The sequence below is a fragment of the Clostridium sp. L2-50 genome (assembly GCF_000154245.1).
Lineage (GTDB): Bacteria > Bacillota > Clostridia > Lachnospirales > Lachnospiraceae > Coprococcus.
Map to the genome: position 1 here is coordinate 166,260 of NZ_DS480312.1, position 15,971 is coordinate 182,230.

Annotated in this window: 16 protein-coding genes; 1 reads left to right on the top strand and 15 read right to left on the bottom strand. The window is 45.0% G+C overall.

All coding sequences use genetic code 11. The features are described from left to right. Positions 1 to 5 precede the first annotated feature (5 nt). The 14 genes from CLOL250_RS00920 to CLOL250_RS00980 form a co-directional block, all read right to left on the bottom strand. Positions 6 to 1,124 (bottom strand): tyrosine-type recombinase/integrase, encoded by a 1,119-nt coding sequence (locus CLOL250_RS00920; RefSeq protein WP_008400015.1) that lies wholly within the window; start codon positions 1,122 to 1,124, stop codon positions 6 to 8. A 169-nt stretch (positions 1,125 to 1,293) separates the two neighbouring features. Further along, positions 1,294 to 3,270 carry an ATP-dependent DNA helicase gene (locus tag CLOL250_RS00925; RefSeq protein ID WP_008400017.1) on the bottom strand — a complete coding sequence of 659 codons (1,977 nt, stop codon included), beginning with the start codon at positions 3,268 to 3,270 and terminating at the stop codon, positions 1,294 to 1,296. Between the two features lie 21 nt (positions 3,271 to 3,291). After that, on the bottom strand, positions 3,292 to 4,017 hold the full coding sequence (locus tag CLOL250_RS00930; protein ID WP_008400018.1) for a DUF4240 domain-containing protein: 726 nt from the start codon (positions 4,015 to 4,017) through the stop codon (positions 3,292 to 3,294). Between the two features lie 525 nt (positions 4,018 to 4,542). After that, on the bottom strand, positions 4,543 to 5,043 hold the full coding sequence (locus CLOL250_RS00935) for a DUF3846 domain-containing protein (protein WP_008400019.1): 501 nt from the start codon (positions 5,041 to 5,043) through the stop codon (positions 4,543 to 4,545). A 56-nt stretch (positions 5,044 to 5,099) separates the two neighbouring features. Then, complete coding sequence (locus CLOL250_RS00940) at positions 5,100 to 5,540, bottom strand: ECF-type sigma factor (protein WP_008400020.1); 441 nt, start codon at positions 5,538 to 5,540, stop codon at positions 5,100 to 5,102. A 272-nt stretch (positions 5,541 to 5,812) separates the two neighbouring features. Continuing rightward, positions 5,813 to 6,532: a winged helix-turn-helix transcriptional regulator gene (locus tag CLOL250_RS00945; RefSeq protein WP_008400022.1), complete on the bottom strand. Its 720-nt coding sequence runs from the start codon at positions 6,530 to 6,532 to the stop codon at positions 5,813 to 5,815. A gap of 30 nt (positions 6,533 to 6,562) precedes the next feature. After that, on the bottom strand, positions 6,563 to 6,991 hold the full coding sequence (locus tag CLOL250_RS00950; RefSeq protein WP_044944563.1) for a metal-dependent transcriptional regulator: 429 nt from the start codon (positions 6,989 to 6,991) through the stop codon (positions 6,563 to 6,565). 47 nt (positions 6,992 to 7,038) lie between these two features. Then, positions 7,039 to 7,458 (bottom strand): DUF6619 domain-containing protein, encoded by a 420-nt coding sequence (locus tag CLOL250_RS14015; RefSeq protein ID WP_243871917.1) that lies wholly within the window; start codon positions 7,456 to 7,458, stop codon positions 7,039 to 7,041. Then, positions 7,418 to 7,726, bottom strand: coding sequence for a DUF6619 domain-containing protein (locus CLOL250_RS14020; RefSeq protein ID WP_008400025.1), 309 nt, complete (start codon positions 7,724 to 7,726; stop codon positions 7,418 to 7,420). The genes CLOL250_RS14015 and CLOL250_RS14020 overlap by 41 nt, the downstream gene beginning before the upstream one ends. A gap of 22 nt (positions 7,727 to 7,748) precedes the next feature. Then, a complete protein-coding gene (locus CLOL250_RS00960) occupies positions 7,749 to 8,258 on the bottom strand; it encodes a hypothetical protein (protein WP_015533392.1) in 510 nt (169 codons plus the stop codon). After that, positions 8,218 to 9,309 (bottom strand): sensor histidine kinase, encoded by a 1,092-nt coding sequence (locus CLOL250_RS00965; RefSeq protein ID WP_008400027.1) that lies wholly within the window; start codon positions 9,307 to 9,309, stop codon positions 8,218 to 8,220. Before CLOL250_RS00965 ends, CLOL250_RS00960 begins: the two co-directional genes overlap by 41 nt. After that, positions 9,306 to 9,989 (bottom strand): response regulator transcription factor, encoded by a 684-nt coding sequence (locus tag CLOL250_RS00970; RefSeq protein WP_025577041.1) that lies wholly within the window; start codon positions 9,987 to 9,989, stop codon positions 9,306 to 9,308. Before CLOL250_RS00970 ends, CLOL250_RS00965 begins: the two co-directional genes overlap by 4 nt. Positions 9,990 to 10,018: 29 nt before the next feature. Next, entirely contained in the window at positions 10,019 to 12,169 is a 2,151-nt protein-coding gene (locus CLOL250_RS00975; RefSeq protein WP_008400029.1) for an ABC transporter permease, read from the bottom strand. Beyond that, on the bottom strand, positions 12,159 to 12,941 hold the full coding sequence (locus CLOL250_RS00980; RefSeq protein WP_008400030.1) for an ABC transporter ATP-binding protein: 783 nt from the start codon (positions 12,939 to 12,941) through the stop codon (positions 12,159 to 12,161). The genes CLOL250_RS00975 and CLOL250_RS00980 overlap by 11 nt, the downstream gene beginning before the upstream one ends. A gap of 588 nt (positions 12,942 to 13,529) precedes the next feature. Between CLOL250_RS00980 and CLOL250_RS00990 the strand changes: the two genes are divergently transcribed. After that, the gene (locus tag CLOL250_RS00990; protein ID WP_008400033.1) at positions 13,530 to 13,886 is read left to right on the top strand and encodes a helix-turn-helix domain-containing protein; all 357 of its coding nucleotides are present in this window, start codon (positions 13,530 to 13,532) and stop codon (positions 13,884 to 13,886) included. A 134-nt stretch (positions 13,887 to 14,020) separates the two neighbouring features. Here the strand turns inward: CLOL250_RS00990 and CLOL250_RS00995 are convergent, their stop codons facing one another. Then, positions 14,021 to 15,952: a lysozyme family protein gene (locus tag CLOL250_RS00995; protein WP_008400034.1), complete on the bottom strand. Its 1,932-nt coding sequence runs from the start codon at positions 15,950 to 15,952 to the stop codon at positions 14,021 to 14,023. Between the last annotated feature and the right edge of the window lie 19 nt (positions 15,953 to 15,971).

Sequence of the window (15,971 nt, forward strand, 5' to 3'; positions counted from 1 at the left end):
ACCTCCTATAGCAATTCCTCAATCCCATACAGGGAGGAGTGTTTCTCGTAGAATTCCTGGCTGGCATCCAGCAGTTCATCATCCACAATGTCCAGATAATTGATGGTTGTCTGGATGTGGCGGTGTCCATAGGCCAGCTGTATCAGTTCCAGCGACCATCCTGCTTTTCTCCGCTCATTTCCAAAGTAATGCCGGAGCATATGAGGCGTGATCTTAATCCCTGTTTTCTTATCCATTCTTTTTAGCATAGAGTATACTGCTTCCACGTTCATTGGTTTTCCGATATTATCCCCGGAAATATTCACAAACAGGCTTGTCTGGTGCTGAAGTAGTTTTCGGTACTCTGCGATATACAGATTTAAAAAGCCGAAGGTATCTTTGCTGATCTTCGCACTTCGGTATTCTGCATTCTTTGCTCTCGCTCCATTTTCATTGTCCTCACGGAAATATACCCGGATTATGTGGTTCTGATAATCAATGTCCTTACTGTAATCAATTCCTAAGATCTCACCGATTCGGTAGCCTGTCTCTGCCAGAAGCAGCATGAGAAGCCGATCTCTTATATTGGTACACGCTTTCAAGATTTCCACAATTTCATCTTTCTTTGCTGCTCTCGCCTTATGCTCTTCCTCTTTTAAATAGCCTTTGAAACTCTTTGATCGTATGCTTTTCTTTACGCCTACTGCATCCACGGCTACAAAATAATTATAGGACAGGACTTTCAGCTCCCCGAACTGCTGGTACTCTTCTTCTATAAAAAGATAGAACCTGAACACATCTCTTAAGTATGCGTTGCAGGTTCCATTGTTTGGAGATCTGTGATTTTTATCTCTGGTATGCTTCCCGGCTTTCAGCCAGTATAAAAATTCCACAAAGTGATTTGTCTGTTCAACATAAGGCATTTGATATACGTCTGTCAATTCCTTTTTCTTTTCATGGATGTATTCCAGATAGTACAGGATTGCAAGTGCGGAGCGCCGCACCGTATTCGGTGAACATTTCCTCCGTATCTTGTGCATCAGATATTTGGTTGGAAGCAGGACGATATCCAGTGTTTCCACATCTCTGATAAAGAAATAAACGGTGGAGCCTTCTCTTTCTGTTTCCAGCTCATATCTTCTCATTTCTGCTCACTTCCTTTCCTCTAACGCTATACACAGTATACCCAACTCATGCCGATAAAGCTATCACCAATACTACCAATTCGCTCCAAACCGCCCCTGAAATACCACTAAACTTTTTGTCCTGTCTGCTACCCGGATCTGGGCAGAACCAACAACGCCACGGATGCTCTCAGCTGTAGTAACGCTCCACTTTCCGGCTTCGGATAAAATCTTCTACTTCTTCGATCCGTTCTGCCATCTGGCACTTTGGCAGTGCTTCCAGAACATCACTCCGATACCTGCCTTTTTTCGTGGCACGGTGATCTAAAATAGACACAACGCAGGTGTCCTGCTCCGTGCGAATTGCCCGGCCAAATCCCTGACGCAACTTCTTCTGCATATCTGGCACCACGATGGTCTGGATGTAGGATTTTAGCGATCGGTACTGCTCCCTCTGGGCTTCATGGATAGGGTCCGGAACAGAAAACGGTAGTTTTACGATAATCAGGGACGATACCATGTCACCCGGAAAGTCCACACCCTCCCAGCAGGAGCCGGCTGCGAACAACACGGCATTCTCCATCTTCTTAAACCGGGCGATCTCTTCCTGGGAGTTTCTCCATACCTGCACCATCGGAAACGGGATCTGATCCCGCAAAAGCTGCTGCACATTTCCCATCAGGGTATAAGATGTGAACAGTACCAGCGTATGCCCGTAAGTGGAACACACCAGATCACGGATCTGCCCGGCAAGCTGCTCGGCCTCTTCCCGGCTCCCCTTTTTTCTTGGTTTTAAATGCTCCGGGATGTAAAGCAGACAGTTCTCCTGGTAGCAGAATGGGGATTCTGCCACACACTCCCGGACACCTGTTTCTTTTTCCAGCCCGGTCATCTGTCTGGTCCTTGCAAAACCGTTCCCGGCTTTTAAGGTGCCGCTGGTTAAGATTGCCGGAAATCCCCGGCTCCATAAGGTGGCGTCCAGATACTTCGGGATCTCCCGGTTGACTGCCATAAAGGTTAAATGTCCCCGGCTGTCCTGCTGTAAAAACAAAATATACCGTTTGTCGTTCTTTAAAAACCAGCCGAACAGCTCTTCCATCTCTTCCAGCCGCCGGAAAGTCCAGTAAGGAATATTCCCGGCGAGCCTTTTGATCATAAGCTGAAGTCTTTCCTGCATCTGGGCTAAGGCTGTGCCAGCTCCCGGCGGAAAATAAAAACTTTCTTTTCCAGCCATGTCCTCGATGCCATCTTTCCGGTGCTTTCGAATCTCCATCTGAAGAGCGGAAACCCCTTCCAGCAGCCGTTTTCCATCCGTGCCTTTATGCTCTCTGACTAAAAAGTAAGCAATCTCCTGCACATCTTCCCTTCCAATGCTTCTTCCATACATCTGGCTGGCGGCTTCCGGGAGTTTATGGGCCTCATCCACGACCAGAGCCCTGTAATCTGCCAGAAGCGGACGGTACCCATTTGCCCGGTGCATGGCATCTGCCAGAAGATAATTGTGATTGCAAATCTGTAAAAAAATATCCTCTTTCCTGGAAATATCCAGATGCTTCTGATAACGGCATCCTGCTTTCCCCGGACATTCCCTGGGGCAGAATTTCGGTACGCACACCAGCCTGCGGTCAAAACCGCTCAGGTTATGTACGGAATCTAAATCAAAGTTATGCCGGAGGGACTTCAATGCCTCCATCTGTGCCTGATTTTTATTCTTGTCCCGGACTGCCTCTAATCTCTGGGCCAGCCTGTAATCGCATACAAAATGTTCCTTTCCCTTGCGGACGACCGCTTTTAACTCTCCCTGAAGCAGATCTGCTTTTAACAGTACGTCCGATAAGAAAGGAACATATTCCTCTATGATGGCTTTCTGTAAGGCGATACTGGAAGTGGATACCACTACAGACCGCCTGTCACATCCCGAATAACCGGAATGCAGTACACTATATTTCCGCATCAGGATGCAGGCTGTCAGATAGGCATAGGTCTTTCCGATGCCGACTCCTGCATCACAGAGCGTGATTTCATTTTTCATAAGGGCATCCAGCATTTCATGGCAGAGACGGATCTGTTCTTCCCTTACATGAAGCCCGGCTTTCGGGAGAAGCTCCCGAAAGATCTGTTCCACTTCGCCATGTGCCCTTTTCTGATATTCATTTTTATAACACATTACTTCTCCTTGCCAGAAAGCTTATCTTACCGTACCCTTACGGACGGGTCTGGTCGCTTCCGGTGTATTCTGTCCCTGTTCCTGCATTTTCTTTATGGCAGCATTCCCTCTTGCCATCATCCTTCGGATATCCGTCCGGGAAACATTCCATGTCCTTACTTTCTGAGGAGCTTTCCTTACCTGCTCGGACAAATGGCATTCACAGAGTTTCGGATATACCACCATTGCTTCCGGTAATTCCAGCGGATACTCGATCATGGGATGGTACACAACATCCCGGATCACCTGCTCATAACATTCCATCTGCATTCTTGCCGTACTGTCCTGATAGATATTTTTCCCTTTCATGGCACTGTAGACCTGCGATGAGATGTATCCCAACGCTTCAAAACTACAGTACCCATACGGAGTCACGCCGGAAAGGGAATCCGGATCTTTTAAGGCATTCAGATAAACTTCTTTTCCCTGGGCGATCAGCCACATCCGAAAATCGGAAAAACTGTCATCACTGCACCCTGCTTCCATCATAATACCTGCCGCTGTCCATAAGCCGTACTTATAAGCCACATCCCGGTAACTGTAAACAAGATTGTGGAATTGGAGGACATCCTCCGGTGTCATATAGAAGAGCTGCTGCTTGATCCACACTGCCGAAGCATCCAGATCGGTGCCGCACACTTCCTTTGCTTTTTCAATCAGATTCCAGAATTGATCCTTGCTCATTCCACTTCTTTTTGTTTCTTCCATCTGTTCTCTCCCCTTGATGTGACGTTAATACCACAAGAATACGGCTGTAGTCTCCCACAGCCGCATGGTATCTGATATCAACGACACACTTCTTCATTGATTTCTTTTTTATCTTGCTGTTCCGCATTTGACCTCGCACCCCCGGAACTATCCCTGTATTTCTTCTGGGAAAGGGGACACTACAGGCGGGCGGCTGGCCTGCCGCCGCTCACAGATGTCCTAGGGGTCTTTCTGATTACAACCCGGAGTCCATCTTCCGCTCTCTGGCTGGTAACGTGTATCATTATCCCCCGTCCGTGATCCTGGCGAAAGGCTGCCACCGCCTTATTCACAGCTATGCTTTCTCGCTCCAAGTCTAAGAATCTTTACCCTATACTTAATCATGGCGCTCATACTGTCACGCTTCTACGGTTGGGAACGTACCTGTAGTGCCGATATTCACTTGCCAAAGAACAGCCGAGGGATGTCCCTCTGCTTACTAGCCGATGGCAGTGTATTTTTTTATTCACTTCACAGAAAAATTTTTTATCGTGCTTCCCCGGATCTGTTTTTCTTTTTTCCTTTTGCCGGATTCTTCTGCTGTGCATCCTTCTTCCGACTTTCCTTCTGCTCTTTTTGTTCCTGCGGTGGCATCTTCATCACATGAAGTTCCCCGTTAAACAGGGTGAAAACTTCCGGTGACTGATATTTTTCTTTAAACTTTTCAATCTGCTCCGGTGTCAGCGAAGTAAAATCATCTTCTGTCAGTCCTACCACAAGGAATGTTCCGGCAATGGCATCATAGACCTGTCCTCGGTCATCGTACAATGCCCGATTTAACGGCAACCCCTCAAATTTTCCATTGCCGTTTAAAAGAATTCCAACCTCATCCTCAAACGGATAAGTCATCTCAATGTCACCGCCTACTGCCTGCTGCAGATCTTCCAGCTCATTGGGGATGCTTTTGACATAGGGTGCTTTCATCGGCTCGACTACCAGTACCATCATCATTTCTTCCTGCATTTCGGACACTTCTTTCTCATCCATCGTATCAATCCTCCTGTCTATTCGTTCTGATAATCAGCCGATGAGAGCCTTTTGTTTTATTCAAATTTCATGGACTTTTTGATTTTCTCCCGTAACCTCCGCAGTCTTGTATAAACAGTCTGCTCCGGCAGTTCCATGTGATGACTGATCTCTTTTGGTGCATATCCCATCATCTTCAGGACAATCATCTGAAGAGTTTTCTTATCAGTTGATAACAGGATCTGAAGCAGTTCTTCGTTCTCCACGGTATCCAGCAGGGCTTCTACGCTCTCCGGCTGGGACTCTTTGGTTTCTTTTTCTTCCAGGAGCAGTTCCATACAGTCCAGAAGCGAGGTCTGGTGTTCCCGGAATCTCCGCTCTGCATTGAAATCGTCCCAGTCATACTCCCGAAGCTTCTGGATCGTCTCTTCATCCACGCCCTGTTCACGCAGGATCTTCTCTTCCTCTGCTTTCCACTGGTTCCATCTATATTCTTCTTTTGCTTTGTTATAAGCCACTTATCTTTTCCTCCGATCTGAATTTTTGTGAAATCAAATCGGAGTGTGGCGGTGATCTGGCTCGTTCTTCCTGTCCACAGGAATGTCCGGCATCTCTGCTGTTTCCCTGCAAACACGGATCTCCTTTGTAATCATATCTTTACAAAGGCACAGTGTATCGGATGCACCTGTCAGTTAACGGTCAGAAACCTGTCAATTGACGGTCAATTTTTATCACCTTCTTTCCAGCACAAATAAAATAAGACGAACAATCTTTTTACGGATTATTCGCCTTACTGCTGTTCGTTTTCATTATTCAATTCAAATTTGTAACCTATATCCCTGACACTGACAATGCAATTCCCGGCACCGTCTTCAACGACATTCAACTTTTTTCTCAATCGCTTTACCAGACACCAGATGATATTTTTAATATCACCAACAGAATAATCTTTCCATACGAGCTGGTAAATCTGTTCAAATGTGTATACTCTCATCGGTGTCACCGCTAATAAGTATAAAAAATTATATTCTTGTCGTGTTAAATGTAACGCTACATTATTCCAAAATACTTTATGTTTCTTATGATCCATTACAAGTTTTCCCTTATCAATCATCGTTTCGGATTGCTTTTGAGTTATTTTTTGTTTATTATTTCGTCGTGCCAATGAAAAAATCTGCAGATCTACTTCTTCTATAGTGCTATTTATATCCATTACACAATCTGCACCAGCGTATATTAATTCTTTTTTCCATGACATACACAATAAAGAGGAAGCATCCGTCAAAATAATAATTGGTATCTGCGTTATTTTTCTAATAGCAGATATAATATTACTTATGTTCTCTTTATAAAGGATCACTCCTATTATAAGCACATCATAAGAAAATAAACTCAAATTATGCAGTAAAATTTGTAGATTTTCTGCATAATCTGAGTTTACCTCATTGAATAGTTTTCGATATGATTGATTGTCAAAATATGCTAATATCTTGTATTTTGTGTCTTTCATATTTAATCTATTTTAGCAAAGCAACATTTTCTATTTCTTCACAGGAAAATTATCAAATGTATTGTCAATTTTTTGTGCAGCAATCCCTCTCATCGCATGCTCTTTCAGTTTTTGAAAACTTTCATCACTGACTGCATGTTCCATGCGACAAGCATCCACTTCTGCAGTTTGTGGATTAACTCCAACGGCTATAAGTTGATAAGTAAAAAAGCAATGGCGTTCGTAAATTTTTTCGGCCACATCCCGGCCAAGGTCGGTCAGGTGTATATAATGGTTTTCGTCTGTTGTCAAAAAACCGCCCTCTCGTAAAGTTCCTACTGCGTAACATACGCTGGGTTTTGAAACTTCCATGTACCGGGCAACATCCACGGAACGCACCATACCGAGTTTCTTTTGAAGTATAAGCACGGATTCTAGCTGCTGTACGACGGCTTTTTTTCTTTTGCCGTCGTGCGGCAGCTATTTCTGTTATACTAAGCTACTGTTTTCCACATTTCAGATTCACTTTAATGATTCATCTGAAACTCTTCAATCGATCCATAGTCAATTAGTTTGCTCTCGTCAAATGACTCTTGAAGTTTCTCTCCTTCTGCAAACAGGACATTTCCGCTTGAAGTCAGCGGCAACATACAGCTACTCGCTTTAAGACTTTGTGCCGGTTTATCCACAAGGATAATCAATGGATTTTTTGCTTCTATCGGCTCTGCTGCGCCCAACGCCACATGCACCGGAAATGCCAATAATGTCTCTCCATCATATTGATATAGTCCCACTCCATCAGGCAATACATTTCCATCAGCAGTCAATATAGGCATTTGAACATCTAAAAATTCCTGCATGCTATTTGCCAAACTGCCATATTCCACAGGTTTTAACTTGCTGGGATCACCAAAGCGATCTATCCATTGAGGGTTTGTCAGGATCAAATGGTCCCACCCCCCCATCCTTTAGCTCTTTTGTAATTTCAATATTGCTGTCAACTACATATGAAAGCAGAAGATAATCTTCCTCAGAATGTAAAATGCTGGAGCCATCTGCGGTTAATTCATTGCTCTCACAAACTGTATCAATGTCTGTATATGCTATATACCAAATTTCACTCGTATTGTATTGATTAAGAGTGAGTGTATCTCCACACCCAGATAGACCCAATACAAGGATGCACACGAGTGTCATCACTATTTTTCTGCTCATTTACAAATCCCCTCAGTTTTCCTTACGTTCGAGAACATGATTTTCTTTTTTGAATACCCATCATGCCTAAAATCAGAATTGCACATACGACAATACTGCCGACAATGTACTGCCATCCAAAAAATGATAGATTAAGAATATAGCGTGCTGCCGGATTAGAAAAAATGTGTGTGAACGGCTCATTCGCTGCAATTCTGCTCATTACTCCGCTGACATCTGCCAGAGGTATTCCGTAAAGGGACGCACCCAAAAAATAAAGAACGAGTTTTTCTACAATGGACGGCAGTAAAATTCCTAACACACAACCTCCCACCCGATGTGCCGCTGGTGTCTTAAAAAGATAAAACGCTCCCGCAATGTAAGGTAGAACAGCTAAACATCCACCTAAAACAACTGGTGCCAAATGAAATCCGAAGATAACAAAGACAAGGCGCAAAAGTAAATATACGCCCAAGATAATCAGCCAACTTATAATCAGAGAAGCCGCAGGCTTATTTTTCTTTGGTGTTTGCGTACGAATCTGCTGTTGCATCATCAAACCTCCTGACTGGATATTGCACCTTGGGGAACATCAGAATAATGGTTGTTCCGCATGACAACTGTGATGTGATTTGTAAATCTATCGCTAAATCTTTTGCCATTTTCTGCACTAAATATAATCCCATACCTGTGGAGCGGCTTAAAAAGCTTCCTGCGTCCCCAGTGAAGCCCTTATCAAAAACAAACGGCAGATCAGACGCGGGTATACCTGTTCCGTTATCGCTGACGGATAGAGTAATCTGCCCGCTTTCTGGATTATCCGTTACTGAAAATTGAATAGCGGGGGCGGTGTCCTTCACAGCATACTTTACACTGTTGCTAATAATCTGTCCCAAAATGAACATAAAGCCTTTTTTGTTAGAAATTACGTTACAGTCGTTCCCGGAATATGTGACAGAAAATTGGGCTTCTTCAAGCAAGGATAAATTGTCCTCAACCGCTTCCCGACAAGTCTCTAAGATCAGAATTGGTTCAAAATAGCAATCTTTGTGAGCCGCCCCAAGACGTGAAAAGTACAAAATCTGTTCTACGTTCTGCCGCACATGGTCGCGTACATATAGCATACGAGTATGCACCAACGGTGACATCTCAACCTTTCGATTATCTAAAAGAAGCGTCATAAGGGACAGAGGTTTCTTGATTTCATGCACCCAATTTTCAATATAACTTTCGTAGTTGGCAACCTTTAACTGCTGTTCGTTCACATACCCCTCTTGCATTCTCAGATGATGGGCTAATTCATGGATATATGGGCGCATTGACGCGGGGGCACTTTCACACAACAGGTATTCGTTTGTGTCGTCCGGCTCTAACAGAAAGCGCCGAAAAGCGGCATCAATTTTACTGCGTTTATGAATTGAGATGACAAAGGGGATGACAAACGCGGCAAGTGATACAAATATCATTAGCCCCACAAGGCTCAAAAAATCCCCCGGATAAGCCACCCATGCCAGAAACGCAAAGAACAAATCCAAGCAGCCAAGAGTAATCAACCAAATACGATTGGACGATACATAGGTCAAGAGAGTATTAAATTTCTTCATACTTCCACCTGCTCTTTCAAACGGTAGCCTTGCCCGCGCACCGTTTCAATGCGATCATCAAGTCCAACTTCACGCAGCGTTTTCCGCAGTCGTGTAAAATTGACTTGCAGCGCATTTTCGTCTATAAACTCCGCTGTTCCCCAAAGCACATGAAACAGGTCGCTCTTTGATACAAGGTTCGGGCTGCTTTTCAAAAGGGTGAGAAGTATTTTCCCCTCATTCTGCGGAAGAACATAAGATTTCTTTCCTGCATAGAGCGTAAAAGTGTTTGGATCAAGCAGGAAGCCGCCCCCGTTAAGCAATCCCTGCTGCATCTGTTCTTCTTTGCGGCGCAAGAGGTTTTTAATGCGGGCAAGAAGCCGTTCCGTGTTGCATGGCTTTGTTAGGTAATCGTCCGCCCCTAATCCCAAAGCGTGAAGCTCGTCCTGTAATTTATCTCTTGCAGTTAATATCAGCACAGTCCCAAGCTGTTTGGCCTTTACCTCTTTGCAGATTTCAAAGCCGGAGTGAAAAGGAAGATTGATGTCGAGCAAAATCAAGTCCGGGGAAAGAGACATTATCTGTGATACGGCATTTTCAAAGTCAAGCAAAGGAACAGCGTCATATCCCGCTTTTTCCAACACATCAATCAATTCTTCCCGCATATATACATCATCTTCAACCACAATAATTTGCGCCAATATGAACACCTCCTTCCCGAATAAGCCCATTAAGCATTTGGCTTCCAATTTAATTTGCTGATTTCACGGTTTGCTGTCCGCGCAATAGCCACACCGTACAATGCAAGCATACAAACAACGACAAGCGCCATAACGAGCAGCATAGGATAAGACTGTTGCAGTTTTGCCATATTAGAGTATAGGTAATGCTGCATTGCGCAAATTCCGACTGTACCGCTGATACACGCAGGAAACAGCGGGAGCAGAAAATACCATAGCACCTGTTGGTTTATGGAACGCTTCATTTGTTCGCGTCGTGCGCCCAGAATAGAAAGTGTCGCATACCTTGCCTTTGTTTCTCGCATTTGGGTTAGGAATTGCAGGGCAAGTAGGGCGCAAGCGATAATTAGAAGCATAAAACCCATGTATAAGGTCGTGTAGCTGCCGGAAATGACATAAAATAGTTGCCGTCCGAAATTGTCCAAATAGCTTTCGCAGTACAGGCCAGAGGGCTTTAACAGGTCACGGGCTTCCATAATCGACACCATCAGGCCATCAGCTTCCACAGTTTCGCTCGGAATACAGAAATTGTGATAAACGGTAACGGTGTCTGGATTTACATATTCAGAATATACTTCATCGGAAACAATCAATGCGGTTATGATTTTTACGTTTTCATCCGCAGTCAAGCCTTTCATCGGCACAAACGGGATAAGCGTAATTGGCAGTCCGTCAATAGAAATCAAGACTTTACCATTAGCCCGTGCGTCCTCCGCAATCTGGTTCAACATGGTGGTGGTTTCTTCTTTTGTACTCCCCTGAAAATCCGGGTTAAGATAGAATACAGCTTCGTCGATTCCAAGAACGATAGTTTTTTCTCCAGCTGCTTCCAGCAATTCGTTATATGAAGATACGGGAATTAAAAATGGCGAAGCTCCCGTAGTATCAATACACCCTAAAAGGTTAAGCGCGGCTGGTTGATTGGGACTGAACTCATAGCTTGTAGCTCCTTGTGTGACGGGATCCTCTACTTCTGGCGGCAGATTCAAAACAACCTGTTCACGCAGCCCGGACCAATCTATAAAAGAGTTCGCTTTCACGGAAGCTGGGCGTTTCATTGTTCCTGTTTCCATGCGGCTCAAATCAGCCACATAGGGCTGCATTTGCTTACCCGAAAGGTATTTTTCAACAGTCGCTTCATTGCCCGTGACGGTAAAATCGTAAACAGAAGATCCCCGCGTCATTTGGTTCCCATACGACATAATGCGGGTTGATCCGTCCGCAATGAGCATGATAGTGAGCATAATCAAAATAGATGCAACACCGATTGAAATATACTTGTGGACTATATTTTCGTGTAACTGCCGCAGAGTGAAAATATATAGACCGTGTGTTGTGTTGCGTTTCACAGAAGCCGCCGCTGCGCTCAGCAAGCCTGCAAGCCCACGGATAAAAAGCATTGTTCCCACAATACCTAATATCACGGCAACAATTATCATCATACCGCCAGCAACCATGAAATACTTTAGGATTACCCAATATGCAAGCGTCAAAACTACCGCTCCGAGAATGAGGGAAAATAAGTTCCCACTCATTTTTCCAACTTGCTGTTTCTTCGCCATTTCTCCATAAAGGAGTTGGTGGATTTCTTTGTTGAATAGTTTTCCACAAAGGATGAACAACGCGACAACTTGAATCATTAGAAATCCAAGCGTTGTCAAGAGAACAGCGCTCACAGAAAAACTTGACTGATGTGCAATTATGCCGCGACCTACAAGCCGTGCCGTAGCAAGGCTGATTACCTCTGATAAAAAGCCGCCGCAGATCAGTCCGCCCAAAAGAGCCAGCAGTGATGTGATTAGCCCCTCTGCCATGATTTGAATAAACAAGTGTCGCTTTGTCATTCCAAACATCAGGTAAAGCCCTAATTCCCGGCTCCTACATTCAAGCTGATATTTGTTCGCAAAAATGACAAGGAAAAATACAAACAGCAGCGAAAAAAGATAAACCGTCGGCATTAGCATTGTCAGAAGTCGATTAACAGCGTCACTTTCGATTTCCTCCAAGAAGCGCATCACGTCCTGACTTCCAAGGGAGAGGACGATATAAAATGTGGCTACAGCTGTAACCATAGTAAGAAAATAAATCAGGTTCTCACTACGGTTTCGTTTGGAGTTTCGCCACGCAAGGTTAAAGAACATTTGCACTCCCTCCTCCCATCTGTGCCATTACCTGTAAGATACGCGCATAAAATTCCTCCCGTGTTTCAGTCGGAATTTTCCGGCGCAGCTCATGGAAAATCACACCGTCCTGTATGAATAGGATTCTGGAACAAAAACTTGCAGCGTTCGGGTCGTGTGTTACCATCAAAATTGTGCGTCCGCGACCGTGATTGATCTCGCACAGTTTTTCCATAAGCAACCGCGCTGCCTTTGTATCCAATGCCCCAGTTGGCTCATCTGCCAAAATAATATCGGGGTCGGAAATCAAACTGCGGGCGGCAGCGACGCGCTGTTTTTGACCACCTGACATCTGCGCCGGAAATTTGGAGAGCACATCCGTGATTCCAAAAAGTCCTGCAATGTCATTCAACTTCTTCTCCGCAGCAGATATATCTACATTATGGATAGAAAGCGGCAGCAGGATATTTTCTCTGCCAGTCAAGTTGTCAAGCAAAGCAAAATCCTGAAACAGATAGCCTATTTTATTGCCCCGATACTCAGCCAGTTTTTCGCTATCAAAGGAACTCACATTTGCGCCGGAAAGCAGGACTTGCCCGGAGGTCGGTTTAATAACCGTAGCAATGCAATTTAGCAGGGTCGTTTTTCCTGATCCGCTTGCGCCCATGATCCCCAAAAATTCGCCATCAAGAACATCAAAGGTAATGCCATTAAGAGCTTTTGTAGGAACACCCTCTTTCGTATATACCTTGTGTATATCTCGGACTTCCAAAAGTTTTTCTTTGCAATTCATATTATCACCTTTTGCCTTTTCGCTTTTTGATTAGTTGTTGATTATATTTTACTGCATGGCAGGAAGATAAACCACTTACAGTTGATGTAAGGTTTCTATGCTAAATGCTAAAGGGCGGCGATGTGACGTTTGTGCCAGATCGCCGCTGCTTTTCTTTATATTTATTCTATCCGATGTGCTTGCCCGCTTCAAGGTAATAGTTATGAATTATTTTGGCTATCAAGTGGAACTATATAAACATATCCGAAAGAAACAAATTTTCTTGATAAAGATCATGTTTCTTCACTCAAAGATAGCTTTACAAAATACACCTCTAAGGCTACTACAATAGGTAGGGCGCAAGGTCTTATGCAGAAGCACTTTGAGACCTTGCGCCCTCTGTTATTCTACCCTAAAAATACTTTGCCAGCTGCTTCAGACCACGCCGGATGCTGTCACGGATACAGGTAAGTTTGCATCCTTCATTACTCTTTAATGGAATTTGTATTCTCAGTTTTATAATCGGTATAATCAAGCCCATTAACCGGCATAATAAGGTCATTCCATCACATAAACCGGAACGATACGATATTATTGAGGTGAACGATTATGCCGATTGATGATTTAACTGCTTTAGGGCAAAAAATGCGGGAAGCCCGAAAGAATAAAGAACTGACACAACAGGAACTTTCTGATCTGAGCCATGTTTCTGTAAAGCAAATCGCCAATATCGAAAAAGGGAAAATGAATCCTTCCTATTTGATTTTGAGAGCATTGGCAAAGGTCCTGCACATCTCTTTAGATACACTTATAAATCCAGATGTTTCTCTGGAGGATGCGGGTGTCAATCAGATGAAAATGCTTTATTCCAGCTGTCCGCCAGAAATGCGTGACACCCTGCTGCATCACACCCAGGAAACGGTGAAAGAACTGACAGAGTTGTCCGAAAAATTTGAAACGAATTGAGCCAGTGAGTGAAATTTAACGATTCTCTCACTGGTTCTTTTCATTTCATATAAAATTAAAATTTCAATCAAATAAAAAAGTCAACTTGTACATATCAAATTTCTCTTCATAGGTTATAACTTATATTTTTATTTTCAAAGTATACCATATCCCATGATTGTTCCGTTATTAATATTATAGCTTCTCTGGTTCACGGCATTGCTGGAGTTTCCTTCTACGGTGTATACGGTACTGCCTTCGGTTTTCTCCACGATTCCCACATGGTCTGAGGTTCCGTCCCCGTTCCAGTCAAAAAAGATCAGGGTTCCGGGTGCTGGGGAATATCCCCGGCTTTTCCACTTTCCCTTGCTCTGGAACCATGCGATTCCATCATCGCACAGGGAGAATTTTGGCATCTTGCCGCTCTCGATGAGTCCTGCCTGATCCCCACACCAGCTGGCAAAGCAGGCACACCATGCCACATGGCTGTCAAAGCCATACCACGACCAGAACTTCTGGCCTCCCTCATTTCCAAGCTGGGTAAGTGCCACCGATACGATCTGGCCGCTGCCTCCAAACAGGCCGGCAAACAATCCGCCGCTGGAATAATACCGCAGGACATGTGGGACGTACTCTGGGTCGCCATAGGCACTCCATCCATGCGAAGCCGCCTGCTCGTTGGAGAACTGCAGGGCATTTTCGGCACTGTAACCGCCATACTTCCGTATCGCCCACGTTATGTATCCGTTGCCGTAGTTATATCCTTGCAGGGACAGTTTCAGCTTATCCATATCCTGTGGACTGGTGCATCCGGCTTCCTTCAGGCAGTCTGCATAATACTGGATTCCTACCTGTATGGAGTAATCTGCGTCCTGGATGGCATTGGGACTGTTGGAGTACCTAGTGTTGTATGGGCACTCACTGCTCTGCATGGGATCGGTTCCCCGGCCGCCGGATTCCTGCATCATGATTGCCTGTATCACGGAAACGTATTCGGGGATTCCGTACTGGTTGGCATATTTCTGGATAGCTGTTGTATAGGAAAGGACTTCCTGACTCAATGCTTCGTTGCTCTCTGAGCTTCCTGAAAATGCCGCACCGCCAATGATTCCAACCATGATAACCAATAAAAGAACGATAACTGCTCCGGCGGCTCCCAGTGCAGCCATCATGGACTGCACGGTTTTCGCTGCCACTTCCACGGCGGCCCTAGCTGCCTTGAATGTATTCTCCCCTGCCCTTGCCGTTTTCTGTATCCGACGGATTCCATCAGAAGTCTGCAAGGCTGCTTTCTTCGCCGCCTGTTTCGCTGCCCTTCGTTCCATCTGCTTCTGCATCCGGGCTGTCAGGGCGTTGGAGCTGGCCGCACGGAGCTTCTGCTCTGGCTGGACGCTGATCTTCGCAGACTGGGGAGCCGTCTTGATGATACGCTTCTGTATGGTTTTCGGCTCCGGCTGTTTCCTTGGTTTTTCTTTAATCCGAATGGTTTCCGGCTGTTTCTGTCGGATGGCGGTCTGCCTTACTGTATCTTTTGCTTCCTTCTTCCGGCTCTGTTCTCGGATGGAGAGCTGCTTCATTTCTGCTATTTCCTGTCTGTTCTGGATTCTTGGTGTCTCCCTGGCAGCCCGGATCTTCTGCTCTTTCGTTTTGACGGCATCTGAAACCACCTTTTGCCGCTGGGCTTCCTGGATCTGTACTTCCCGGATCTGTGCTTCCTGAGCTTCCCGGCTGGCAGGATTGGCGGTCTGTGTGTCCCCTGTTCCTCTGGCGGTTTCTTTCTCCGCTTCTTTTTTGCCAGCGGCTCTCTGTTTGATCTTCTCGTAGGAAGTCTGTGCGGCTGTCTTTCCGGCTCTGGTTACAGTTCTGCCTGTCTTTCTTGCAGCCCATTCCTCTGCGGATGTGACTTTCCCACTGGCATATTCGGATGGGGACTGTTCTCCCATGTCATTGTCCCTGGCATTTGCGATGGTCTGGGATTTTTCCTTGCTCTCCAGTATGGCCGTCCGCATCAGCTCCTTGGGGATTCTGGAGGCAGGATTTTTGGTCTTTGGTTTTGTTGTAACTTCTTTGGTTTTGATATCCTTCATCTCTCACCTCCAGTCCCGG

What these genes read in the sequence shown, in the direction of transcription:
- CLOL250_RS00920 (WP_008400015.1), bottom strand. Translation starts at nt 1,124, where the DNA reads ATGAGAAGATATGAGCTGGAAACAGAAAGAGAAGGCTCCACCGTTTAT.
- CLOL250_RS00925 (WP_008400017.1), bottom strand. Translation starts at nt 3,270, where the DNA reads ATGTGTTATAAAAATGAATATCAGAAAAGGGCACATGGCGAAGTGGAA.
- CLOL250_RS00930 (WP_008400018.1), bottom strand. Translation starts at nt 4,017, where the DNA reads ATGGAAGAAACAAAAAGAAGTGGAATGAGCAAGGATCAATTCTGGAAT.
- CLOL250_RS00935 (WP_008400019.1), bottom strand. Translation starts at nt 5,043, where the DNA reads ATGGATGAGAAAGAAGTGTCCGAAATGCAGGAAGAAATGATGATGGTA.
- CLOL250_RS00945 (WP_008400022.1), bottom strand. Translation starts at nt 6,532, where the DNA reads ATGAAAGACACAAAATACAAGATATTAGCATATTTTGACAATCAATCA.
- CLOL250_RS14020 (WP_008400025.1), bottom strand. Translation starts at nt 7,726, where the DNA reads ATGAGCAGAAAAATAGTGATGACACTCGTGTGCATCCTTGTATTGGGT.
- CLOL250_RS00960 (WP_015533392.1), bottom strand. Translation starts at nt 8,258, where the DNA reads ATGCAACAGCAGATTCGTACGCAAACACCAAAGAAAAATAAGCCTGCG.
- CLOL250_RS00965 (WP_008400027.1), bottom strand. Translation starts at nt 9,309, where the DNA reads ATGAAGAAATTTAATACTCTCTTGACCTATGTATCGTCCAATCGTATT.
- CLOL250_RS00975 (WP_008400029.1), bottom strand. Translation starts at nt 12,169, where the DNA reads ATGTTCTTTAACCTTGCGTGGCGAAACTCCAAACGAAACCGTAGTGAG.
- CLOL250_RS00980 (WP_008400030.1), bottom strand. Translation starts at nt 12,941, where the DNA reads ATGAATTGCAAAGAAAAACTTTTGGAAGTCCGAGATATACACAAGGTA.
- CLOL250_RS00990 (WP_008400033.1), top strand. Translation starts at nt 13,530, where the DNA reads ATGCCGATTGATGATTTAACTGCTTTAGGGCAAAAAATGCGGGAAGCC.
- CLOL250_RS00995 (WP_008400034.1), bottom strand. Translation starts at nt 15,952, where the DNA reads ATGAAGGATATCAAAACCAAAGAAGTTACAACAAAACCAAAGACCAAA.